Source organism: Arthrobacter sp. NPDC056727 (genome assembly GCF_042790555.1).
GTDB lineage: Bacteria > Actinomycetota > Actinomycetes > Actinomycetales > Micrococcaceae > Arthrobacter.
The window spans coordinates 1-23,392 of the sequence record NZ_JBHTZA010000003.1 but is presented as its reverse complement, the minus strand read 5'-3'; the positions used below and the strand labels follow the sequence as shown (position 1 = coordinate 23,392).

The 23,392-nt window shown below is 67.4% G+C and carries 22 protein-coding genes; 3 read left to right on the top strand and 19 right to left on the bottom strand.

Features of this window, described 5'->3' with window-relative positions:
* Positions 1-143: 143 nt before the first annotated feature.
* The 4 genes from ACFRAH_RS03490 to lysS all read right to left on the bottom strand — a co-directional run bounded on the left by ACFRAH_RS03490 (position 144) and on the right by lysS (position 5,328).
* On the bottom strand, positions 144-2,636 hold the full coding sequence (locus tag ACFRAH_RS03490; protein ID WP_111903217.1) for an ATP-dependent Clp protease ATP-binding subunit: 2,493 nt from the start codon (positions 2,634-2,636) through the stop codon (positions 144-146).
* A gap of 483 nt (positions 2,637-3,119) precedes the next feature.
* On the bottom strand, positions 3,120-3,446 hold the full coding sequence (locus tag ACFRAH_RS03485; protein ID WP_377964375.1) for an Lsr2 family protein: 327 nt from the start codon (positions 3,444-3,446) through the stop codon (positions 3,120-3,122).
* 137 nt (positions 3,447-3,583) lie between these two features.
* Positions 3,584-3,787, bottom strand: a complete 204-nt coding sequence (locus tag ACFRAH_RS03480) for a hypothetical protein (RefSeq protein ID WP_377989533.1) — start codon at positions 3,785-3,787, stop codon at positions 3,584-3,586.
* A 2-nt stretch (positions 3,788-3,789) separates the two neighbouring features.
* Complete coding sequence (gene lysS, locus ACFRAH_RS03475) at positions 3,790-5,328, bottom strand: lysine--tRNA ligase (RefSeq protein ID WP_377989532.1); 1,539 nt, start codon at positions 5,326-5,328, stop codon at positions 3,790-3,792.
* 105 nt (positions 5,329-5,433) lie between these two features.
* Here lysS and ACFRAH_RS03470 point away from each other — a divergent pair, with 105 nt between their 5' ends.
* Positions 5,434-6,390, top strand: a complete 957-nt coding sequence (locus tag ACFRAH_RS03470; RefSeq protein WP_377989531.1) for an alpha/beta fold hydrolase — start codon at positions 5,434-5,436, stop codon at positions 6,388-6,390.
* A gap of 80 nt (positions 6,391-6,470) precedes the next feature.
* Positions 6,471-7,307: an alpha/beta fold hydrolase gene (locus ACFRAH_RS03465; RefSeq protein ID WP_377989530.1), complete on the top strand. Its 837-nt coding sequence runs from the start codon at positions 6,471-6,473 to the stop codon at positions 7,305-7,307.
* Between the two features lie 22 nt (positions 7,308-7,329).
* Here ACFRAH_RS03465 and ACFRAH_RS03460 read toward each other — a convergent pair whose 3' ends face one another.
* From ACFRAH_RS03460 to dacB, 15 genes are all read right to left on the bottom strand, one after another.
* Positions 7,330-8,823: an MDR family MFS transporter gene (locus ACFRAH_RS03460; protein ID WP_377989529.1), complete on the bottom strand. Its 1,494-nt coding sequence runs from the start codon at positions 8,821-8,823 to the stop codon at positions 7,330-7,332.
* A 120-nt stretch (positions 8,824-8,943) separates the two neighbouring features.
* On the bottom strand, positions 8,944-9,873 hold the full coding sequence (locus ACFRAH_RS03455; protein ID WP_377989528.1) for a 4-phosphopantoate--beta-alanine ligase: 930 nt from the start codon (positions 9,871-9,873) through the stop codon (positions 8,944-8,946).
* Between the two features lies 1 nt (position 9,874).
* Positions 9,875-10,804, bottom strand: coding sequence for a Rossmann-like and DUF2520 domain-containing protein (locus ACFRAH_RS03450; protein WP_377989527.1), 930 nt, complete (start codon positions 10,802-10,804; stop codon positions 9,875-9,877).
* Positions 10,797-12,332, bottom strand: a complete 1,536-nt coding sequence (locus tag ACFRAH_RS03445) for a PH domain-containing protein (protein ID WP_377989526.1) — start codon at positions 12,330-12,332, stop codon at positions 10,797-10,799. Before ACFRAH_RS03445 ends, ACFRAH_RS03450 begins: the two co-directional genes overlap by 8 nt.
* Positions 12,329-12,841 carry a PH domain-containing protein gene (locus ACFRAH_RS03440; protein WP_377989525.1) on the bottom strand — a complete coding sequence of 171 codons (513 nt, stop codon included), beginning with the start codon at positions 12,839-12,841 and terminating at the stop codon, positions 12,329-12,331. The genes ACFRAH_RS03445 and ACFRAH_RS03440 overlap by 4 nt, the downstream gene beginning before the upstream one ends.
* Positions 12,822-13,349 carry a DUF3180 domain-containing protein gene (locus ACFRAH_RS03435; protein ID WP_377989524.1) on the bottom strand — a complete coding sequence of 176 codons (528 nt, stop codon included), beginning with the start codon at positions 13,347-13,349 and terminating at the stop codon, positions 12,822-12,824. Before ACFRAH_RS03435 ends, ACFRAH_RS03440 begins: the two co-directional genes overlap by 20 nt.
* Positions 13,346-13,945, bottom strand: a complete 600-nt coding sequence (folK, locus tag ACFRAH_RS03430) for a 2-amino-4-hydroxy-6-hydroxymethyldihydropteridine diphosphokinase (RefSeq protein WP_377989523.1) — start codon at positions 13,943-13,945, stop codon at positions 13,346-13,348. The genes ACFRAH_RS03435 and folK overlap by 4 nt, the downstream gene beginning before the upstream one ends.
* Positions 13,942-14,301: a dihydroneopterin aldolase gene (folB, locus tag ACFRAH_RS03425; protein WP_377989522.1), complete on the bottom strand. Its 360-nt coding sequence runs from the start codon at positions 14,299-14,301 to the stop codon at positions 13,942-13,944. Before folB ends, folK begins: the two co-directional genes overlap by 4 nt.
* 25 nt (positions 14,302-14,326) lie before the next feature.
* Entirely contained in the window at positions 14,327-15,247 is a 921-nt protein-coding gene (gene folP, locus ACFRAH_RS03420; protein ID WP_377989521.1) for a dihydropteroate synthase, read from the bottom strand.
* Positions 15,248-15,257: 10 nt separating this feature from the next.
* A complete protein-coding gene (folE, locus tag ACFRAH_RS03415; RefSeq protein WP_377989520.1) occupies positions 15,258-15,896 on the bottom strand; it encodes a GTP cyclohydrolase I FolE in 639 nt (212 codons plus the stop codon).
* A 10-nt stretch (positions 15,897-15,906) separates the two neighbouring features.
* Complete coding sequence (gene ftsH / locus ACFRAH_RS03410) at positions 15,907-17,973, bottom strand: ATP-dependent zinc metalloprotease FtsH (RefSeq protein WP_377989519.1); 2,067 nt, start codon at positions 17,971-17,973, stop codon at positions 15,907-15,909.
* Between the two features lie 275 nt (positions 17,974-18,248).
* Entirely contained in the window at positions 18,249-18,800 is a 552-nt protein-coding gene (gene hpt / locus ACFRAH_RS03405; RefSeq protein WP_377989518.1) for a hypoxanthine phosphoribosyltransferase, read from the bottom strand.
* A gap of 29 nt (positions 18,801-18,829) precedes the next feature.
* Complete coding sequence (gene tilS / locus ACFRAH_RS03400) at positions 18,830-19,879, bottom strand: tRNA lysidine(34) synthetase TilS (RefSeq protein WP_377989802.1); 1,050 nt, start codon at positions 19,877-19,879, stop codon at positions 18,830-18,832.
* Between the two features lie 129 nt (positions 19,880-20,008).
* The gene (locus tag ACFRAH_RS03395; RefSeq protein WP_377989517.1) at positions 20,009-21,127 is read right to left on the bottom strand and encodes a zinc-dependent metalloprotease; all 1,119 of its coding nucleotides are present in this window, start codon (positions 21,125-21,127) and stop codon (positions 20,009-20,011) included.
* A 57-nt stretch (positions 21,128-21,184) separates the two neighbouring features.
* Positions 21,185-22,702 carry a D-alanyl-D-alanine carboxypeptidase/D-alanyl-D-alanine-endopeptidase gene (gene dacB, locus ACFRAH_RS03390; RefSeq protein ID WP_377989516.1) on the bottom strand — a complete coding sequence of 506 codons (1,518 nt, stop codon included), beginning with the start codon at positions 22,700-22,702 and terminating at the stop codon, positions 21,185-21,187.
* Positions 22,703-22,855: 153 nt separating this feature from the next.
* Between dacB and ACFRAH_RS03385 the strand changes: the two genes are divergently transcribed.
* Positions 22,856-23,344 (top strand): inorganic diphosphatase, encoded by a 489-nt coding sequence (locus tag ACFRAH_RS03385; RefSeq protein WP_003799714.1) that lies wholly within the window; start codon positions 22,856-22,858, stop codon positions 23,342-23,344.
* Positions 23,345-23,392 lie beyond the last annotated feature (48 nt).

Genomic DNA, 23,392 nt, shown 5'->3' with positions numbered 1-23,392 from the left:
TTCACTATTAGTGAAACAGTACTTTCAGACTTGGCGCGTTTCCCAACCCGGGCAAGCTTCCCGATACAGCGAGAGGCCCCGCCAGTTCCCTTTCGGGAGCGGGCGGGGCCTCTAGGCGCTGGAGTGCGGCTGTTGTCCTGGAGCTACGCGCTGGGCGCGATCTCCGGGATGCGCGGCTTGGCGTTGCCGGCGAAGGTGAACTTCGCGTCGTCGCCTTCGCCGTCCACGTCCACCACCACGATGTCGCCTGGGTGCAGCTCGCCGAAGAGGATTTTCTCGGAGAGCTGGTCCTCGATCTCGCGCTGGATGGTGCGGCGCAGCGGCCGGGCACCCATGGCGGGATCGTAGCCGCGGGTGGCCAGGAGCACCTTGGCCGTCTTGGTCAGCTCGATGCCCATGTCCTTGTCCTTGAGGCGCTTCTCCAGGCGCGTCACGAACATGTCCACGATCTCGATGATCTCGTCCTGCGTCAGCTGCGGGAACACCACGACGTCGTCAACACGGTTGAGGAACTCGGGGCGGAAGTGCTGCTTGAGCTCCTCCGTGACCCGGGCGCGCATCCGGTTGTAGCCGGTCTGGGTGTCCGTGCCGGACTGGAAGCCGGTGGCAACGCTCTTGGAAATGTCCCGGGTTCCGAGGTTCGTGGTCATGATGATCACGGTGTTCTTGAAGTCCACGACGCGGCCCTGGGAGTCGGTCAGGCGGCCGTCTTCCAGGATCTGCAGCAGCGAGTTGAAGAGGTCAGCGTGGGCCTTCTCCACTTCATCGAACAGGACCACGGAGAACGGACGGCGGCGGACCTTCTCGGTCAGCTGCCCGCCCTCTTCGTAGCCGACGTAGCCCGGAGGGGCACCGAAGAGACGCGACACCGTGTGCTTCTCCGAGTATTCGGACATGTCCAGGGTGATCAGCGCGTCTTCTTCGCCGAACAGGAACTCGGCGAGGGCCTTGGCCAGCTCGGTCTTGCCGACGCCGGTGGGGCCGGCGAAGATGAACGAACCGCCCGGACGCTTGGGATCCTTCAGGCCGGCACGCGTGCGGCGGATGGCCTGGGACAGCGCCTTGATGGCCTCGTCCTGGCCGACGACGCGCTTGTGCAGCTCGTCTTCCATCTTCAGCAGGCGCGAGGATTCTTCCTCGGTCAGCTTGAAGACCGGGATGCCCGTGGAGTTCGCGAGGACTTCGGCGATCAGGTCCTCGTCCACCTCGGAGATGTCGTCCATGCCGCCGGTCTTCCAGTGGCGTTCCTTTTCGGAGCGCTCGGTGATGAGCTTCTGCTCCTTGTCGCGCAGCGCGGCAGCACCCTCGAAGTCCTGCGCGTCAATCGCGGACTCCTTCTCCATCTTCAGCTCGGAGATGCGCTCGTCCATCTCCTTGAGCTCCGGCGGAGCGGTCATGCGGCGGATGCGCAGCCGGGCACCGGCTTCATCGATGAGGTCGATCGCCTTGTCCGGCAGGAACCGGTCCGAGATGTAGCGTTCGGAGAGGTTCGCGGCCGAGGCGAGGGCGCCGTCGGTGATGGTGACGCGGTGGTGCGCCTCGTAGCGGTCCCGCAGGCCCTTGAGGATCTCGATTGCGTGCGCAACCGACGGCTCCTTGACCTGGATCGGCTGGAAGCGGCGCTCGAGGGCGGCGTCCTTCTCGATGTGCTTGCGGTACTCGTCGAGGGTGGTGGCACCGATGGTCTGCAGCTCGCCGCGGGCCAGCATGGGCTTCAGGATCGAGGCCGCGTCGATGGCGCCTTCGGCGGCACCGGCACCCACGAGGGTGTGGATCTCGTCGATGAAGAGGATGATGTCGCCGCGGGTGCGGATTTCCTTGAGGACCTTCTTCAGTCGCTCTTCGAAGTCACCGCGGTAGCGGGAGCCGGCCACGAGGGAACCCAGGTCCAGCGTGTACAGCTGCTTGTCCTTGATGGTCTCGGGGACGTCGCCGCGCACGATCGCCTGGGCAAGGCCCTCGACGACGGCGGTCTTGCCGACGCCGGGCTCGCCGATCAGCACGGGGTTGTTCTTGGTGCGGCGGGAAAGGACCTGCATGACGCGTTCCATTTCCTGCTCGCGTCCGATGACCGGGTCCAGCTTGTTCTCGCGGGCAGCCTGTGTGAGGTTCCGGCCGAACTGGTCCAGCACAACGGAGCCGGCGGGGGTGCCCTCTGCCTGGCTCTGGCCGACGCCGGCACCGGTGGTCTCTTTGCCCTGGTAGCCGGAGAGCAGCTGGATGACCTGCTGGCGGACCCGGTTGAGGTCGGCGCCGAGCTTCACCAGCACCTGCGCCGCCACACCCTCACCCTCGCGGATGAGTCCCAGCAGGATGTGCTCCGTGCCGATGTAGTTGTGGCCGAGCTGCAGGGCTTCGCGCAGCGAAAGCTCCAGCACCTTCTTTGCACGCGGCGTGAAGGGGATGTGGCCGGAGGGAGCCTGCTGGCCCTGGCCGATGATCTCCTGCACCTGCTCGCGGACGCCGTCGAGCGAAATGCTCAAGGACTCAAGAGCTTTGGCGGCAACGCCCTCACCCTCGTGGATCAGACCCAAGAGGATGTGTTCGGTACCAATGTAATTGTGGTTCAGCATGCGTGCCTCTTCTTGGGCAAGCACAACTACGCGACGGGCACGGTCCGTAAATCGCTCAAACATTTCGCCACACTCCTAGCTACGACGTACTTTGATGCTACGTGGGGGAAGCCTGACTTGGGGAGCTTGTTCGCCACAGGGGAAACCGGGGCCCTTGCACAGTTCCGCGCAGCTGCCGTAGGCGGCTTGACGCTGCGTTGCCGCGAGGGCCTGAATACGCTCCGCCGGTGCCGCCCGGCCGGCACTTATTGTTTCCCGGGCCGGGGTGTCCGAAATCACCCGCTGGTGATTTGTTCCGGATTCACGGCGCCGCAACATGTTTTGGAAAACCAGCAGGATTCCAGGGGCGTGATTCCCACGGGACAGGACGCCCTGATTCGCCAGCCCGGCGGAGGCGATTAGTTGCATAACGGGCCAGCTTCAGATAAATGCACCGGTCCCCGGCCGGCTAAAGCTTCGGTTAAAGCGGAGCGCCCCCGTCAACCGGGGGCGCCACACATATGCTCAGAACGTTTTGTGCCCTAACTGGTTGCCAGGGCTTCCATGCTAGGAATTCGCCTTTTGGTAGGCTTCCTGGATTTCTGCCTGAATGCGGCCGCGCGCGTTTACGGTGTAACCGTGATCCCGCGCCCACTGGCGTATCTGGGCAGAGTCCTGGCTGCGTCCACCCGGTGCCTTGACACGGGCGGGGCGGCCGCCGGACGTTTTGCGGCCGGCTGAAACAAAGCGTTCCAGTGATGACCGCAGTTCTGAAGCATTGGCAGAGGACAGGTCAATTTCATAACCGACGCCATCCAGGCCGAAGCGAACGGTTTCGTCCGCAGATCCCCCATCCAGATCGTCCACCAGGACGATATTGACTTTCTGTGCCATCAAAAATCTCTCTTTTGGAAAGGACGTGTAATCAGAAAAGCAGGATGTTTCCACCTGAAGTATCTCTCCCATTAAGGCAACGCGTCAAAACGCGCAATGGTTCCTTGGGGATAACCGAGGTGTATTAAAGTCGCCTGCTATTTGTCTGATTCAGCCGGCGGCCCGGAGGAATCGTCTCCGGCTGCCGCCTGCGTGTCCGTTGCCGCCTGGGCATCGGCTTCAGCCTGTGCGCGCGCTTCGGCCTGGCGTTCTGCCTTGTCAGCGTTAAAGATCGACTTCATGGCAAACCAAAAGAGCAGTCCAACCACCACCGAGGGCAGCAGTACGGCGATGTAATCCATGATCAGTGGCCTTCGGGCTTGAGCAGCGGGAAGAGAATGGTTTCGCGGATGCCCGCGCCCGTGAAGAGCATGACCAGGCGGTCGATGCCCAGGCCGATGCCGCCCATGGGAGGCGCGCCGTACTCCAGGGCGCGGAGGAAGTCCTCGTCAAGCTGCATGGCCTCTGCGTCGCCGGCGGCGGCGTGCATGGACTGCTCGGTGAGGCGTTCGCGCTGGATGACCGGGTCGATGAGCTCGGAGAAGGCCGTGCCCCGCTCCATGCCGCCGATGATCAGGTCCCAGGCCTCGATCAGGCGGCCGTCCTCGCGGTGCGGGCGGGCCAGCGGCTGCGCGGACGGCGGGTAGTCATAGACAAAGGTGGGGTTCAGCAGCGTGGGTTCCACGATTTCGCCGAAGAGTTCCACTGCCAGCTTCTCGGCGTCCCACTTCGGGTCGACCTTGACGTCGTGCTTCGCGGCCACGGCGCGCAGTTCGTCGAGCGTGGTGTCCGGGGTGATCTCCTGGCCCACAGCTTCGGAAAGTCCCGGATACACGGCCACCCAGGCCCAGTCGCCGTCGAGGTTGATCTCCCCTGCCTCGGTCTGCAGAACGCGTCCTGCGCCCACGGAGTCCGCGGCGTCCAGGATGATCTCCTTGATGCGCTCGGCCATGACGAACTGGTCCGCCCAGGCCTCGTAGCACTCAAGTGTGGTGAACTCCGGGCTGTGGGTGGAGTCGACGCCCTCGTTGCGGAACACGCGGCCCATGTCGTAGACGCGGTCGATGCCGCCGACCACTGCGCGCTTGAGGTACAGCTCGGTGGCAATGCGCAGGGTCATCTTCTGATCGAACGCATTCATGTGCGTCTCGAACGGACGGGCCAGGGCGCCGCCGTGGACCAGCTGCAGGATGGGGGTTTCCACCTCGACGTAAGTGTGGCGGAACAGGGTCTCGCGGATGGAGCGGGTGATGGCGGCGCGGGTGTAGACCATCTCGCGGGCCTCGTCGCGGACCATCAGGTCCACGTAGCGCTGGCGGACGCGGGTTTCCTCGTTGAGTTCCGCATGCAGCACCGGCAGCGGGCGCAGCGCCTTGGAGGCCATGGACCAGGAGTCGGCCATGACGGAGAGCTCGCCGCGGCGGGACGAGATGACTTCGCCCCGGATGAAGACGTGGTCGCCCAGGTCAACAAGGGCCTTCCAGTCGGCGAGCGCCTCCTCGCCCACGTTCGCCAGGCTGAGCATGGCCTGCAGCCGGGTGCCCTTGCCGTCGGTGCCGCCTTCCTGCAGCGTGGCGAAGCACAGCTTGCCGGTGTTGCGGACAAACACCACGCGGCCGGTGATGCCCACGACGTCGCCGGTGGTCTCGTCGGCCTGCAGGTGGGCGTACTTTTCGCGGATCTCGCTGAGCGAGTGCGTGCGCTCAACACCCACCGGGTACGCCTCCTGGCCGCGTTCGATCAGCTTGGCGCGCTTGTCCATGCGGATGCGCATCTGTTCGCTGGCGTCGAGCGGCTCTGGGGCATTCTTGGGGGCGGGGGTGTTTTGGGAAGTCACAGTCATCAAGTTTACCTTGGAGTTTTTGTACAGATATTCGGACTTCCGGGCACGTTTGCGGCCATTATCTGTACAAAAACTCCGAAAGAGGGTGGGGCATAGACTCGGGCTGTGGAGACGTTGACAGTTGAGTCGGACGACGACGGCAGCCGGCTTGAGGTGCACTCCTTCAGGCCCGCTGTTCTCACCACCGCCAACGGCGGAAACTCTGGCGGAAACTCTGCCGCCAACAGCACCTCCGCCGAAGGCGACCCGGCCCCGGCGACGGCGCCCGGCGTCGTCGTTATCCACGGAACACTGGTGACAGACGCGCTGTACCGGCCGTTCGCCCGCAACCTGAGTCTCCTCCTGAGCCGGCCGGTTCACTGCTACAACCGGCGCGGCCGCGGCCGTTCCGCACAGCAGCCGGACGACTACTCCGTGCAGACCGAGATCCGGGACCTCGCCGCCGTGATGAAGGCGACGGGCTCGGAGGACGTGGTGGCGCACAGCTACGGCGGCTTCGTTGCGCTGCAGGCGGCACGCGAGATGCCGCTGCGCCGGCTGGTCACCTACGACGCCGCGGTGTCCCTCTCCGGCAACCTGAACCACCGCTGGCGGCCGGAACTCGAGCAGGCCGTGACGGAAGGGCAGCTCAACCACGCCTGGGCACACCTGGTGCAGGGGCTGGCCACGGCCGGGCCGCTGTCGTACCTGCCCCTCGGCGCCCTGCGGATGCTGAGCATCATGTCCGCCCGGACCAACGTCGGCGCGGAAATGCGGGAACTGCTCCCCACGGCCGTGAAGGAAATGCGGGCAGTGCTCGACGCCGACGCCGAGCTCGCCGATTTCACGGGACTGGCCACCCCCACGCTGATGCTCAGCGGCGGCTGGAGCCCGGGATACTTTGCCCAGACCGGCAGGCAGCTGGCCACTGCGGTGCCGGCGATCGACTTCGCCGTGGTTCCGGGCCAGCTGCACGAGGGTCCGATCCGGCCGGGCAAGCGCCTGGCCATCCGGATCGCGCGTTTCCTGAACGGCACCGACGGCAGCATCACGCCGCTTAGCCGCAAGCGCCGGCGCCGGTAGGGCTGCCGCCTGCCGGCCGTGCACCAGTGTCAGCCGCACGCCGGCTGTCAGCACGGGCCGGCCTCCGATAGGCTCGGAACATGACTCGCGAGATCATCAGCACACCCGACGGCGGCAAGCTCGAGCTGTTCAGCACGGGCGAGGAACTGGCCCCGGCCGGGTCCGGCGTGGTTGTGGTCACGGCCTCCATGGTGACGGCGGCGGACTACACCCGCTTCGCGCAGAAACTCAGCGCCTCCCTCGGCCGGCCGGTGCACACGTTCAACCGCCGCGGCCGGGGCGCCTCCTCCGAGCAGGCCGGGGATTACACCCTGGACGTTGACATCCGCGACCTCGATACCGTCATGAAGCACACGGACAGCACCGACGTCTTCGGCCACAGCTTCGGCGGAGCCGTGGCTATCCACGCGGCCAGGACCCTCCCGGTGGAGCGGCTCGCCGTGTACGACCCCGCGGTTTCCGTCAACCACAGCGTCACGGCGGGCTGGACCACTGAATACGAACGGGCGACGGCGGCCGGGGATGACGACCGTGCCCTCGCCGTCCTGCTCCGCGGGCTTGAGGCCGAGAACGCCTTCTCCTCCCGCATGCCGCTGTCCATGATGACCCTCGCCAACAAGCTCACGGCGGGAACGACAGTTGGCAGGCAGATGCGCGAAATGATGCGCACCGGCGTCCGCGAGATCAAGGCGATCATCGCCGCGGACATGCCGGCCGAACCGTTCCTGGCGCTGCCGCTGGAGACCCTCATCATCGTGGGCGAGAAGAGCCCGGCCTACTTCGGCGTGGCCTGCGGCCAGATCCACGACGTCCTCTCCGGCTCCAGCTACACCATCCTGCCGGGCTTCGGGCACGATGGCGTCATCCGCGCGCCGGACAGGCTCATCACCGAACTCAGCGACTTCTTCGCCGGGTAACAGAGCCCAACAAGCAACGCGCTTAGTGGGGCGCGGGCGCCCCTTCGACGGCGGCTGTCTTGCGCATCATCGCTGAGAGGACGACGGCGGCAACGGCAATGACGGTCGCCGTCAGGAACGCTGCGTTCATGCCCGCGACGAGGCCGGAGCCCGCGGATACGAAGGCGAAGATGGACACCAGCAGTGCGGTGCCTGCGGCGCCGGCCACCTGCTGCAGGGTGCTCATGATGGCCGAGCCGTGGGAGTACAGGTGCGGCGGCAGCGGGTTCAGGCCGGTGGTGAACGCGGGCGTGAAGAGCAGCGCCAGCCCGAAGCTGAGCCCGACGTGCAGGGTCACGATCCACCAGACCGGAGTGCCGGCGTCGAGCATGGCAAACTGCCAGAGCGTAAGGACCATCAGCGATGAACCGGTGACCGTGAGCGGCAGCGGCCCCACCTTGTCGAACAGGCGGCCGATCACCGGGCCGAGCAGGCCCATGGCAAGGCCGCCGGGCAGCAGGGCCAGGCCGGTCTCGAGGGACTGCAGGCCACGGATCTGCTGCAGGTACAGCGGCAGCAGGATCACGGCGCCGAACAGGGCCACCATGGACACGACCATCAGCAGCACGGAAACCGTGAACATCCGGAAGTTGAATGCGCGCAGGTCCAGCAGCGGGGCCTCGGACTTCTGCAGCCGGAGCTGGCGGAACGTGAAGGCGGCAAGGCCGGCCACGCCAGCAACCAGCGCCACCACGGCGACCGTGCCCGGGCCGCCGCTGCCGCCGTGGCCGTTGCCGATCTGGCTGAGGCCGTAGACGAGGCCGCCGAAGGCGGGGACGGTCAGCACCACGGAGAGGAAGTCGAGCCTCGACTTCTGGGTCTCGCCGACGTTGGTCAGGAACCTGGCGCCGATGGCCAGGGCCGCCAGCGCAATGGGCAGCACGAAAATGAACATGAAGCGCCAGGAGAAATGCTGCAGGATGAAGCCTGAGACGGTGGGGCCCATGGCCGGAGCGACGGAGATGGCGATGCTGACGTTGCCCATCACGGCACCGCGGCGCGCCAACGGCACCAGCGTGAGGATGGTGGTCATCAGCAGCGGAAGCATGATGGCCGTGCCGCCGGCCTGGATGATGCGTGCCAGCAGGAGGATCTCAAAGCCCGGAGCCGCCGCGGCCAGCGCCGTACCGCCGGCAAACAGGCCCATCGCCAGGAGGAAGACGGCCCTCGTCGACAGTCGCTGGAGGATGAAACCGGTGGTCGGAATCACCACGGCCATGGTCAGCATGAACCCGGTGGAGAGCCACTGGACGGTGGGCGCGTCCACGCGCAGGTCCACCATGAGCCGCTGCAGGGCGACGTTCATGATGGTTTCGTTGAGGATCACCACGAACGTTGCCACCAGCAGCGTGACGATGACCGTCACGGACTCGCGGGACATCTTGTCCGACGGCGGTGCGGCCGCCTGGGTTGCGACCGGAGCGGCAGGCTCCTGGGCAGGTTCGCCAGACGAAGTGGACGTGGCGTTGGTAGACATGGCGGGGCCCTCAGGGAGTTGGAAGTGGTGGCTGGCGGTCAGCGCCGCTGCAGACTCCAACAGTGTAGTGGCCGGACCCATTCCCCGCACAGGGGGTTAAATCACCGGGGCATCTGCCTGTCAGGAGCGCAGCGGCACGTTGTCGATCAGCCGCACGGCGCCCACCTTCGCGGCTACGAGCGCCAGCCCCTCACCGCGGAACGGCGTTTCATGGCAGTTCTCGGCGAGCGGTTCGAGCGTGACGGGATCCACGACCTCGAGGTAATCGAGCTGGACCAGGGGCTGGGACCCGATCAGGTCCCTGGCCGAATCGACGTCAAGGGGCTCGTTGGCGTTGGCCCGTTCCTCAATTAGGTGCAGTGCGCGGGACAGGACGAGGGCGGCTTCCCGTTCCTCGTCCGAGAGGAAGCGGTTCCGGCTGGACAGTGCCAGTCCGTCGGCGTCGCGGGCGGTTGGCACGGCAACGATCTCCACCGGGAAGTTCAGGTCCGCCACCATCCGGCGCACCAGGGCCAGCTGCTGGGCGTCCTTCTGCCCGAAGTAGGCGCGGTACGCCGGCAGGCCGCCGCCGGAGCCGGCCACGAACGCGCTGCCGCCCGGAAGGCCGGTGCCGGGGATGCCCAGGTGCAGCAGCTTGGCCACCACCGTGAGGGCGCCGTCGAAGTGCCCGGGACGGGACGCGCCCTCCCACTTTTCCCCCAGCGGACCGGAGGTGATCCTGACCAGCGGCGCCCCGTCCGGATACATCTCCTCGACCGACGGCGCGAAGACCAGGTCCACGCCCTGCTCCTCGAGCAGCGCCATGTCCGCCTCGAGGGTCCGCGGATACCGGTCCAGGTCCTGGGCCTCGCCGAACTGCAGCGGGTTCACAAAGATGGAGGCCACCACCACGTCGTTGTGTTCGACGGCGGCCCGCGCCAGCCGTCCGTGGCCCGCGTGCAGGGCGCCCATCGTGGGCACGAGGCCCAGGGACGAGCCGTTCTTCTGCGTCAGCAGCAGCCGGCTTTGTGCCCGGAGGGAGTCCGCCGTCGTTACGAGTCGGATTGCCATGTCAGTGTCCTCCCTCGGCGCGCTGGCCATCGTCTGGGCCGCCTGCCTGGCCATCTAGTGCGATACGAATATTGTCCGCCTGATCCGGTTTCAGCAAACCCCGCCCCTCAGCACGCAGGGCGGTGGCCCGCGCCATGGCGAGGTACGCCGCGAGAACGTCGCCGCCGGTCCCGCCGTCATGCTCCCGCAGCGCGCCGGCGTGCGCCTCCACCGTTCCGGCATCCCCGCGGGCCACCGGGCCGGTCAGTGCCGATTCGCCGGAGGCAAGCGCGTTCTCCAGTGTTGCCCGCAGCAGCGGCCCGAGCATGCGCTCCGGCGCCTCCACGCCTACCTCGCTCAGCAGCTGCGATGCCTGCGCCACGAGCGTGACCAGATGGTTCGAACCGTGCGCCAGGGCGGCGTGGTAGAGGGTGCGGTCGCCTTCGGCGATCACTACCGGCTCGGCCCCCATCTCGACGACGAGCGCCTGGGCGATGGGGAGCATGGCGGCGTCCGCGGTGACCCCGAATGTGCAGTCCAGGAGGCGGGTCAGGTCCAGGCTCATCCCGGTGAAGGTCATGGCCGGGTGCAGCGCCAGCGGCACCGCCCCTGCAGCCCGGACCGGATGCAGCACCCCGACGCCGAACCGGCCCGACGTATGTGCCACGAGCTGGCCCGGCTGCCAGGCACCGAGCTTGGCGAGGCCCTCCACGAGCCCGCCGAGGGCATCGTCGGGAACGGCTAGCAGGACCAGTTCCGAGCGTTCCACGATGTCCTGGATCTCCAGGACGGGAACACCGGGCAGCAGGGTTTCGGCGCGCTCCCGGCTCGCGTCGGAGACGGCGGAAACCCCGACGACGGCGTGCTCGGCCGCGCGGAGCGCCGCACCGAGGACGGCGCCCACCTTGCCGGCACCGATGATTCCGACGCCGAGGCGTCCTGGCTTAGCCACGTTGCTGGCCTTCCTGTTGGGGTGCTTGGGTAGGAGTTTCGATGTGCCCGGGCTTAACGGACGGCGTGGGGGCCGGTTCAGGCAGCCCGGCCGGGGCCATCTGCGCCAGCCACTGCTCGCTCGTCTGCCGCCGGCGGGCCGCCCTGGCGCGGGCAGCCTGCGCGTCGAAGAGCGCCTGCGCCTGCCGGAGGTCGGCCTGGATCACGCGCGGCGCTACCGGCCCCGCGGTGGTGTGCAGCACGAGGTCGGCAAGCCCGAAACTGCGCGCGAGGGGTCCCTGCTGCAGTGCGATCGACTGCGTGCGCTGGTGCGGCACCACCACGAGCTGCCGCCACCAGCGGCCTGAGCGCATGAGCAGCGCCGTGTCCGTGGCTGCGAAGGCGTTCCGCCGCCAGCCCAGGGGCGCCAGCAGCCGGGCCCGGCGCGGCGTGGTGACGAACCCGCCGTCGGAATCCAGGCCGTTCACACCCTGGTGGAAAACGCGCAGCGGATCGGCGGTTCCCGGGTCGGGCAGCACGAGCGCCAGCATGTTCAGGACGTCGTCCCATTTGCCGACCGGCAGCAGCGTGGTGCGGGCGCCGCCCTCGCCGTTGTTCGCCCCGGCCCCGTAGCCTGCGGCATTAACCTGCATCCGGTACCAGCCGAAGAGCCGCCAGAGGGGCGGCTGCGCCACCTTCAGTGCCTGGATCCGGCCCGGCGGCAGGGTCTGGGCCTGGGTGTCGAGCAGCCCGTACCGGAGCCGGATGCCGTCCGGGGAGATGGCCGCCGTGAAGTTGTAGCCCTTGGTGAACGAGTTCCAGTAGGCGGCAAAGAGGCCGAGCACCGCGGGAATCAGATAGAGGAAGAACGCCCTGTTCTCGGTGAGCGCGGACAGCATTACCGATGCCGCGGCCCCCAGGACCACAAAAACGCTCTGCTCGCTGAGCAGGAGCGAACCGATCAGCCGCGGCGGCGGGACCTGCAGGACCTGCCGCTCGGGCGCCTCGGGGGCTGCTGCTTCGGGGTGCCCGGGATCCGGCCGGACGCCCGACGCGCGGGCGAGGATGGTGGCGCGCAGCTGCCGGGCGTCGGCAATGCGGAGGTACGCCAGCCGCACGGCGGATTCGCCGGCGTCGGCAACTTCGAACTTGAGCTCGGCGAGGCCGAAGATCCTGGCGAGCAGCGGCTGGACGATGTCGATGGCCTGGACGCGGTCCAGCCGTGCCTGCCGCTGCTGTTTGAAGAGGAATCCGGTGTTGACGCGGACGTAGCCTTCCGCCACCTGGTACCGGGTGAAGTACCAGGAGAGGATGAAGCCCAGCACCGCCAGTACCAGCATCAACGCACCGCCGCCCAGGAGCCACGGCGCGCGTCCGGCGATGCGGTCGTCGATCAGCGGCTGGCCCTGGAGCAGCCGCTCAAAGCTGTCCCGCCCGAAGAAGTAGCCGATGGCGGCAAGCGCAACCCAGCCCCGCACGAACGGTGTGGCGGGGTGCACGCGCAGCCACTCGCCGTCGGGCTTTCCGGGAGCAGGGCCGCCGGCGCTCACAGCCCGGCCAGCCTGGCTTCGCCGCGCGCCGAGAGCTGTTCCCTGAGCCGGGCGCCTTCCTCGGCGGGAAGGCCGGGAATTCCGGCGTTGGTTCCGGCGGAGGCGGTGTGCAGCTTCAGGGTGCACAGGCCCAGCCCGCGTTCCACCGGGCCGGCGCTGATGTCCACGTACTGCATACGGCCGTACGGCACCACCATGACGCGCTGGAAGAAGATGCCGCCGCGGATGAGCAGGTCGTCGTCGCGCTCGGCGTAACCGATGGCACGCACCTGCCGCGGGATCAGGACAAGGCGCCACAGCGCGAGCAGGAGCATGAACGCCGGAACGCCGATGGCCAGCCACAGCGGCGGCCACCGCCACCAGCCGAGCCGGACGAACACCAGCGGCAGGCTGAGTACGGCCACCATGACCAGGTTGCCCACGGCCCACTCGACGAGCCGGACGGTGACGTACTTCGGGGACACGCGCAGCCAGGTGATCCCGGGGGGATCAATCGCCGCGGTAGGCATACTCGCCTTCCCCTTTGGCCTTGCCCCGGCCGTGGCCCGGCAGGCCTTCGCCGGCATCCGTCTCGCCGTCTTCCGGCGGGATCCTGCAGAAGCGCTCGACGACCAGCCCCACCACGATCATGACCAGGCCGCCGCCCGCCATTCCGAGGGCGAGCCAGGTGACGTCCAGCCCGCTGCGGATGCTCCAGAACCGCAGCTGGTCCAGGAAGATCCCGGCGTGCCAGCCCAGCAGCATCGCGCCGGTGAAGGCGCAGGCCTGGGCCAGGACAAGCGTCCACGCCGCCAGGATGGGGTTCAGCATTTTCTTCTTCTTGCCGTTCCGCCAGCGGAGCACGCGGATGCCCAGCACCAGGGTCAGTGCCACGATCACGCCCATGGTGACCAGCGCCGTGGCCGGCAGGACCGGCGTGGCCATGCCGTAGCGGACGGTCAGGACGGCAGCGGACCAGCCGGCGATTGCCAGGGCAAGGCCAACGACAGTCAGCAGCAGCGGGCTAACGGGCTTCACGGCTGATCCACCGTCCCGCCCTCAGGCACGCCGTCGAAGTCGCCGAAGCCGTCGAACGGCTGCAGGTCCGGATAGTCGGCGGCTTTGGCGGCCAGTTCCGCCACAGGCTGCCCGTTCAGCGTGGCCGAAGGGTCCATCTGGGCCCAGGGGAAGAGCACGAAGGCCCGCTGGGCGGCGAACGGGTGGGGCAGGGTCAGCACCGGGTCGTCGCTCTCGATGTCGCCGTAAACGACGACGTCGACGTCGAGTGTGCGGGGGCCCCAGTGGACCTCACGCACGCGGTGGTGCTTGTTTTCCACCGACTGGCAGTGCCTGAGAAGTTCAAGCGGTTCCAGGGATGTTTCCACCGAAATCACCATGTTGAGGAAGTCCGGCTGCCCGGCGGGGCCGCCGACGGCCTTGGTCTGCACTATCGGCGACACGGCCAGGAGCCGGACCTCCGGGCGGTCCACAAGGTCCGCCACAGCTTCGGACAGTGTCTCGTTCCGGGCCCCGAGGTTGCTGCCCAGTGCCAGGACGGCCCGCGTGTAGCCGGTCTTGGCCGGCGCCGGGAGCCCGTCCACCGGTTTTTCATGCAGCGCAGGTGCCGGGTTCATGTCCGCTCCCGGTAGACGCTGACGGCAACGTCGCCGAAAGGGACCTCGATGGGCGCCTTCGGTTTGTGCACGGTGATCTCCACGGCCTGGATTTTGAATTCCTTGAGCAGGCCCTCGGCCATCCGCACCGCCAGCCCCTCGATCAGGTTCAGGGGCTCGCCGGTGATCCAGTCGGTGATCCGTCCGGCCACCTCGCCGTAGTGGGCGGTGTCGCGGACGTCGTCCGACTCCGCAGCCTGGCTGAAATCCAGGTGCAGCACGGCGTCCACAACAAACGGCTGCCCTTCGCGGCGCTCAAAATCGAACACCCCGTGGTAGCCGGTGGCGGTGACACCGGTCAGCGAGATCCTGTCCATGGCTGTTCTGCGTGGCCTTTCCTGGTCAGCGGCCGTGGTCCGGGGCGGCCATGCGGGCGGCCACCTTGACGGCGTCAAGGCTGGGTCCGACGTCGTGCACCCGCACGGCCCAGGCGCCGCGGGCGGCGCTGATGGCGGTGATGGCGGCGGTGGCGGCGTCGCGCTCTTCCGGGAGCGCCGCCTTGCCGGAGACGGTCAGCAGGGTGCCCAGGAAGCGCTTGCGGGACGCGCCCACCAGCACCTTGTGGCCCATGGCTTCGAGCCGGTCCAGGTTGCGCAGCAGTTCCCAGTTCTGCACGTCCGTCTTGGAGAACCCAATTCCCGGATCGATGATGATCTGCTCGGGCAGGACCCCGGCCGCGTACAGCTTGTCGCGGACGCCGTTCAGTTCGGAGACGACGTCGTCCGCGACGTCGTCGTACTCCGTCAGGGAGGTCATGGTCTTGGCATCCCCGCGGCGGTGGGTCAGGACATACGGCGCCTTCGTCTTCGCCACGAGTTCGGCCATGCCAGGCTCGATGCTGAGGCCGGAGATGTCGTTGATGATCGCCGCACCCGCGTTCAGGGCAGCCTCGGCGGTGGAGACGTGGGTGGTGTCGATGCTGACCAGCGCGCCGGCCTTCACGAGTGCTTCGATGACGGGCACCACCCGCCGCTGCTCTTCCTCGGGGCTGACTTCCTCCGCGCCGGGACGGGTGGATTCACCGCCGACGTCGATGATGTCAGCCCCCGCGTAGAACATCCGGAGGCCGGCGGCGATGGCGGTGTCCGCCGTCGCGTGCTTGCCGCCGTCGCTGAATGAATCCGGGGTGACGTTGAGGATGCCCATGACGAGCGTGCGGTCTGTGGGCAGGTCGTCGAACTTGGCTGCCGGCCGCGGTTTGCGCAGGATGGGCAGCGGTGATGTTGCGGGGCCGGTTCCAGGTGCTGCAGCTAGGGAATCCATAGTCTGTTTTTTACCTTCCGAGTATCAGGCTCATGGCCTCGGCACGGGTGGCCGGGTCATGAAGTTGCCCGCGAACCGCGCTTGTGACGGTTTTGGCTCCGGGCTTGCGGATGCCGCGCATGGACATGCACATGTGTTCGCATTCCACCACCACAATGGCTCCGCGCGGCTTGAGGAATGTGACCAGCGCTTCAACGATCTGCGTGGTGAGGCGTTCCTGCACCTGCGGACGGCGGGCATAGATGTCCACCAGGCGTGCCAGCTTGCTCAGGCCCGTCACCCGGCCGTCGTGCGAGGGGATGTAGCCCACATGCGCGACGCCGTGGAACGGCACCAGGTGGTGCTCGCAGGTGGAGTAGAACGGGATGTCCTTCACCAGCACGAGTTCCTCGTGGTCGAGGTCGAAGGTGGTGCCGAGCACGCTGCCCGGATCCTGGTGCAGGCCCGCAAACACCTCGGCATAGGCCTTGGCCACGCGCTTGGGCGTGTCCTGCAGCCCGCCGCGGTCCGGGTCCTCCCCGATGGCCAGCAGGATTTCCCGCACGGCTGCTTCAATCCGGGGCCGGTCCACCTTGTGGTGGCGGTCTGATCCGTCCACCGCCGAATGGCCGGCGGTGGCGGTGAGGTCGTCGTCGTCGAAGTGAGTCACACCAAAGAGCTTAGCTGTGGTGGCCGTCTGGACCGGATTCCGTTACTCCGCCCTGAAAGGAGGCGTCCTCCGGAACGCCCTGCGGGTGCGGCGGAATCGCGTCCAGCGGCTCCTCGAGCCGGGCCTCCTTGGCCTCCTGCTGGGCCTCGCGTTCGGCACGCTCCTGCCGGCTCTCCACCGGGCCGGCCATCTGGACGGGCCGGGTTTCCTTGGACAGCCAGATCTCGCGGAAATCACGCTTACGGATGTCGCGGAAGACGTCGGCAATCTCGGCCTGGTTCAGGGTTTCGCGTTCCAGCAGCTCCAGGGCCAGCCGGTCCAGCACGTCGCGGTTTTCGGTGAGGATGGCGTAGGCCTCGTCGTGGGCCTGGTCGATCAGGCGGCGGACCTCTTCGTCAACGATGTAGGCGATCTGGTCCGAGTAGTTCCGCTCGTGGCTGGCGTCCCGGCCCAGGAACGGCTCGCCGCCGCCCTGACCCAGGCGCACTGCGCCCACGCGCTCGCTCATGCCGTACTGGGTAACCATCTGGCGGGCCGTGGAGGTGGCCTTTTCGATGTCATTCGAGGCACCGGTGGAAGGATCGTGGAAGACGATTTCCTCGGCCACGCGGCCGCCCATGGCGTAGGCCATCTGGTCCAGCAGTTCGTTGCGGGTGACGGAGTACTTGTCGTTCTCCGGGACCACCATGGTGTAACCCAGGGCACGGCCGCGGGGCAGGATGGTGATCTTGGTGACCGGAGCTGAGTTCCGCAGCGCCGCGGCGACCAGGGCGTGGCCGCCTTCGTGGTACGCGGTGATCTTGCGCTCGTGCTCCTTCATCACGCGGCTGCGCTTCTGCGGGCCGGCCATGACGCGGTCGATGGCCTCGTCCAGCGCGCGGTCGTCGATCAGGTTGGCGTTGGAGCGGGCGGTCAGCAGCGCGGCCTCGTTGAGCACGTTGGCCAGGTCTGCACCGGTGTAGCCGGGGGTCTTCTTGGCCACGGCCTTGAGGTCCACGTTGGACGCCATCGGCTTGCCCTTGGCGTGGACCTGGAGGATCTGGTCGCGCCCGATCAGGTCCGGGGCTTCCACGGAGACCTGGCGGTCGAAGCGGCCCGGGCGCAGCAGCGCCGGGTCCAGCACGTCGGGCCGGTTGGTGGCCGCGATCAGGATGACGTTGGTCTTGACGTCGAAGCCGTCCATTTCAACCAGGAGCTGGTTGAGGGTCTGCTCGCGTTCGTCGTTGCCGCCGCCCACGCCGGCGCCGCGGTGGCGGCCGACGGCGTCGATTTCGTCGACGAAGATGATGGCGGGCGAGTTGGACTTGGCCTGCTCGAAGAGGTCGCGGACACGGGAAGCACCAACACCGACGAACATTTCAACGAAGTCCGAGCCGGAGATGGAGAAGAACGGCACCCCGGCCTCGCCTGCGACGGCGCGGGCCAGGAGGGTCTTGCCGGTGCCCGGCGGGCCGTAGAGCAGCACGCCCTTGGGGATCTTGGCTCCCACAGCCTGAAACTTGGAGGGCTCCTGCAGGAACTCCTTGATTTCCTGGAGTTCCTCGACGGCTTCGTCCGCGCCGGCCACGTCAGCGAAGGTCACCTGGGGCATGTCCTTGCTGACCATCTTGGCCTTGGACTTGCCGAACTGCATGACCTTGGAGCCGCCGCCCTGCATGCGGGAGAGCAGGAACCAGAACAGGACGCCGAGCAGCAGCACGGGCACCAGCAGCGAGAAGAGTCCCGAGAGCCAGTTGCTCTCCACCGGCTGGTCCGTGTAGCCCTTGGAGGGGTTGGCAGCAGTCACGGCTTTCACGACGTCGGGGCCGCGGTCATTGACGAAGAAGAACTGGACGTTCTTGCCCTTGTCCTGGCCGTCGATGACGAGGTTGTCTTTCAGCACCAGGTCGACGCGGTTTTCGCCGTCGAAGATCTTGGCCTGTTCCACCTTGCCCGGCTGGCTGAGGAGCTCGAGGCCCGGCTGCGTGTCGATGCGCGTCGAGCCACCCGGAGCCAACGTTGCAAAGGCCAGCAGGAGCATGCCGACCACCACAATGATCCAAATGCCCGGGCCCTTGAAGAAACTCTTAGCTTTCATCTGTTCGGGGGCTGGCCCCGTCCCTCCTGGTAGTGCTGCACGGCGCGAGGACTGCGCGCGTGTGGTGCTGCGTCGCTTCTAGCTATACACCGTCCGGAGTAATTCACGCACGGCCAAATATAAAAGTTCCCTCAGGGCGTAGTGGCTGGTGGGGCCGGAATTGCGTCCGTTTCTGCGCCGCTTTAAGCAGGCCGCGCCGCCGTCGAACCCGGGTTACCAGGGCTCGGCGGCGGCGCGGTCAGCGAAAGTGGAGCAAATCTTCCCGGCGGGGGCGTTTACTCGTAGACGTGCGGGGCCAGGGTGCCCACGAAGTCCAGGTTGCGGTACTTTTCGGCGTAGTCCAGGCCGTAGCCCACCACGAACTCGTTGGGGATGTCGTAGCCGACGTACTTGACGTCGATCTCCACCTTGGCTGCCGTCGGCTTGCGGAACGCGGTGCAGACCTCCACCGAAGCGGTGCCGCGGGATTCGAGGTTGGTCTTCAGCCAGGACAGGGTGAGGCCGGAGTCGATGATGTCCTCGACGATGAGCACGTCCTTGCCCATCAGGTCCGTGTCGAGGTCCTTGAGGATGCGGACCACGCCGGAGGACTGGGTGCCGGAGCCGTACGAGGACACTGCCATCCAGTCCATGGAGACGTGGCTGTGAAGCGCCCGTGCGAGGTCGGCCATGACCATGACAGCGCCCTTCAGCACACCGACGATGAGCAGGTCGCGCCCTTCGTAGTCCTTGTCGATCTGGGCCGCGAGCTCGGTGATGCGCTGCTGGATCTGTTCCTTGGTGTAGAGAACGTGTTTGAGGTCTGCCTGGACGTCGGATGAATCCACCAATTGCTCCTGTGTAGATGCGGGTGCGACTATTTGCGGGACGGTTTATGAAGCCGGAATACAAGCTTCCCACAGCGGGCGGCCTCGCGGGGAACACCTTCAGCCGCGTTCTGCCCCTGGGCACGCTCGCGGTCCTGCAGTTCAGCAAGCGAGAGGCGGTACACGCTGACGCCGCCGGGCAGTTCCACCGGGCCGGCCGAACCTTTCCGCCGCAGCAGTGCTTCGGCCGCCAAAAGCCGCTGGTAGCTGGGCTGCTGGCCGCCGACGCCGGCAGCGGCCTTGGCGATCACCCGGAACCTGATGGCGGGGGCAAGGTCCGTCAGGTCAGCCTCCGGGAGGATGGCGTCCGGTCCGTCGTGCTCAACGAGCGACGCGTACGTGCTGTTGGCCACGTCCTCCAGATAGTCGGCATCCAGCTGCAGGATGGCCGCCGTGCGCGCCAGCGATTCGGCCACGCCCGGACCGAGTTTCTCCTCCAGAACCGGCATGACCTCCGTCCGGGTCCGCGAACGGGCGAAGGAAGGATCGGCGTTGCTGGGATCGTGCCAGGGCTCAAGCTCCTCCGCCCGGCAAATCTCCAGGGTTTCCGCCCTGCGCAGGCCGAGGAACGGCCGGAGCAGCTGCCCACGCGCCGGGCGCATCCCGGCCAGGGACCGCGTGCCTGAGCCGCGGGCCAGGCCCAGCATCACCTGCTCCGCCTGGTCATCGAGGGTGTGCCCAAGCAGGATGGCACCGGCGCCCCACTCCCCTGCCGCCGCCTCGAGTGCGGCATGGCGGGCGTCGCGGGCGGCAGCCTCCGGCCCAAAACCGGTGGAGGCGACATCGACGGTGCGGATCTGCACCGGATCCAGGCCCAGTTCCCGGAGGGTCTGGGCCGTCCGCGCTGCAACGTCGGCGGAGCCGGCCTGCAGCTGGTGGTCCACCACCACGGCCCCGACGGCCACCGGCCGGCCGTCCACGTGGCCGCGCCGGGCAAAGTAGGCGGCTACGGCCGCCAGCGCCAGGGAATCCGGGCCACCACTGCAGGCCACCAGAACCCGTTCCGGGTAGCCGGCCGCAGCCAGGGCATCCTGCAGCATTTTCCGTGCGGTGCCCAGCACCGGCGCCAGTCGGCCAGGCCGCCGCCGCCCGCTGGGAACCGAGCCGCTGGGAACCGAGCCGCTGGGAACCGGCCCGCCTGCAGTATTGGGGATGTGCTGCACGGAAGCCTAGAAACCCATCCTGTCGAGCCAGATCCTGGCGTTGTGGATTTCCTCTTCGGTGGGCAAATTCGCCGGGGCTTCCCAGACGCGGTTGAAGCCCTCCATCCCGGCCACGTCCACCACGGCGCGGACAAACTTGGCGCCGTCGCTGTACTGCTTCATCTTGGCGTCGAGCCCCAGCAGGCTGCGGATGAATTTCTCGATCACGCCGCGATCCTTGCCGCGGGCGTTGAAGCGCTGCCGGATGGTCTTCACGGACGGCACGATGCTGGCGTCCACGGCGTCCATCACCACGTTGGCGTGGCCTTCGAGCAGGCTCATGACAGCGGTGAGGTGTGACAGGGACGCCTTTTCCTCGGGGTCCTGCAGGAGGTCGAGGATGGCGCCGCGGCCCGGAGCCGCACCGGAAACGGCCCGGTCCTTGAGCGAGCGTGCGGCGGCCGAGGCACGTTCCATCAGGGAGTCGACGTTGCCCAGCAGGTGCCCGCTGAGGTTGTCGATCTCGTTCAGCATGTGGTGCCGGAGCCAGGGTGCAGCCGCGAACTGCACCCGGTGCGTCTGCTCATGCAGGCACACCCAGAGCCGGAAGTCCGCGGGGGTCACATTGAGCTCGCGCTCGACGGCGATGATGTTGGGCGCGACGAGCAGCAGGCGGCCGCCCGACGGCGCCTGCGATCCTTCGGCCAGGGCCGCAAACGGGTCGTACTGGCCCAAGACTTTGCTGGAGAGGAATGCCAGCACGGCGCCGAGCTGGCTGCCGGTGACCGCGCCGCTGACGGCGGCGGCGCCAGGGCTGATGGTGCCGCGGCGGTTCTCCAGCATCTTTTCGATGGCAGGCTTCAGCATCACCGCGAAGCTCTGTGTGTTGGCCTTCGCCCAGGAGGCACGGTCCACAACCAGGACGGATGAGTCACGCAGATCGCGTGCCGCTTCCAGCCCGGTGATCTGGTGGACGTGCGGAACGGAGGCATCTGCCAGCTCGCGGAGCTGGGAGACGGCGTCCCCGATCTCGGCGGCTGTCAGCGACGGGCCTGGCGGAGCCAGCCGTGCTGCGGCGGAGGCGGCAAGGTCCCAGTTGATGAGGGACTGGGCCGGGGCGGATGACTGGCTTGCAGTGGACTCCATATGCTCCATCAGAACATACGTGCCCTGAAGTGCGCCTTAAGTTCGCTGACCGGCGAACTAACTGCAGCCGCAGCCGGCCAGCGCCGTGGCCGCCGTGTCGAGGGCCGGTTTGTTGCCCTCTGCTCCCGGCGTCAGACCGTTGCCGATGAAGGAGAACACCAGGAGCCGGCCGTCTGCGTCCACCACGTATCCGCTGAGGGCGATGACCGTGTTCAGGGTTCCCGTCTTGGCCCGCACCAGGCCGGCGCCTTCGGCCGTGGATTCGTCGATGTATCTGTCGCCGAGCGTGCCCGTCAGCCCTGCCACCGGGAAGCCCGCCAGCGCGGCCCTCAGCCGGGTGTCCTTGCCGTTGGTGATGGCGCGCACCACCTCCGCGAACTGGCGGGCGGACACCTGATTGCCCAGGGCCAGGCCCGAAACGTCCGCCGTGACCATCCCTCCCGTGGGGATGCCCAGCCCAGCGAGCTCGTTAAGCACCGCTGCTTTGGCGGCGTCGCTGGTACCCGGCTGGCCGGCTGCCACCGCGGTCATGCGGCCGAGGGTTTCGGCCAGGTAGTTGTCCGACGTCTGGAGCATGAGGTCCACCTGCTGGCTGACGGTCGCGGACTGAACCTCGGCGAGGACTTTCCCGCCCGCCGTCGGCTTCCCGTCAAGGCGTACGACGGCGGGTGCCACAGTAACGCCCGCGGCGGCACCTGCCGTTTTGAGGCCGGCAGCGAACGCCGACCCCGCGGCCATGGCGGAGTCCTGGGGCCGGGGTGCCGCGGTGTCTGCCGGATCAAACCGGGCCGAGTTCAGGGCCAGCGGAAACAGCGGGGCCGTCTCTCCGGCCGCAACGTCATCCGGGCTCCAGGCCGGGTTCAGTGCGGGCCCGCTGAAAAGGGAATCATCCACAAGCACCCGGACCTGCCCCTTGAACCCGTCCTTCCGCAGTGAGTCCACGGTCTGTTTGGCCAGCGTGGCGAGCCCGGCATGGCCCAGGACCTTGGCCTCCGCGGATTCGCCCGCACCGAGCAGGACGTCGCCGCCGCCCACCAGCACGACGGACCTCGTTCCTGCCGCGGCAGCCGGCCCGGTGATAACCCTGGTGCTGAACCTTTCCCCGGGGCCGATCCCCCGCAGCGCAGCCACTGCCGTGAGGAGCTTCATGTTGGAGGCCGGGATCCGGTTGGCGGCGCCGTTCCTGTCGTACAGGACCTTGCCGGTGGCGGCGTCCTGGACCACGGCCGTGAAGGTGCCGCCGCCGTCGGTCTTGAGGACTGGGTCCAGCCGGGCCGCCACATCGGCGGGAACCGGCACCGGCGCCGCGCTGCTGAGCGGATCGATGCCCTGCGGCACGGACAGCCGGTTCGGGACGAGCTGCCAGGCGGGGGTCTGGACCGGCTGGGCCGAGGATTGGGCCGGGCCCGTGAGGGCCGGTGCGATGAGCATCCCGGCGGGGAGGGCCAGCGCCAGCAGGAGCACCGTGAGCAGGAGGATAGGCCAGCCCCGGACCAGTGTGGAAAGTTTGCCTGTGAAAAATTTTCCGGTGGAAAGTTTGCCGCGGGCCCTCGCCGTGCCCCTGGTGCCGCTCATACTGCTGGTCCTCAAGTCCTGAAATTACCCCATTAGTTCCTGAAACCTGGGCCTCTCGCTATATCCTCAATAGTAGTCGGCGGCACCGACAGTCCATTTTTGGTTGATCATCGCGTGTGCCGCGAACACCAAGCAATCGTCGAGGAGCATTCCATGAAGCATGACGTGACCATCGAGATCCCCAAGGGATCGCGCGTCAAGTACGAAGTCGACCATGAGACCGGCCGCGTCCGCCTGGACCGTGTCCTCTTCACCTCCATGCAGTACCCCACCCACTACGGTTTCTTCGAGAACACCCTCGGCGAGGACGGCGACCCGCTGGACGCACTGGTGCTCCTGCAGGACTTCGACCTGCACCCGGGCGTCATCGTCGAGGCCCGTCCGATCGGCGTCTTCAACATGACCGACGACGGCGGCGGAGACGCCAAGGTCCTCTGCGTTCCGGCCGACCCCCGGTTCGACCACATCCAGGAAGTCAGCGACGTCAACGAATTCCTGATCAAGGAAATCGAGCACTTCTTCACCCGCTACAAGGACCTGGAGCCCGGCAAGTGGGTCAAGGCCGAAGGCTGGGCCGACCGCGCGGCTGCCGAAGCCGAGCTCGAGGCGTCCATCAAGCGTTACGTGCCCGCAGCGCACTAACCCGCAGCGGTTAACTTTCGACGGCGGCCGGTGCGGTTCTTCTTGAAC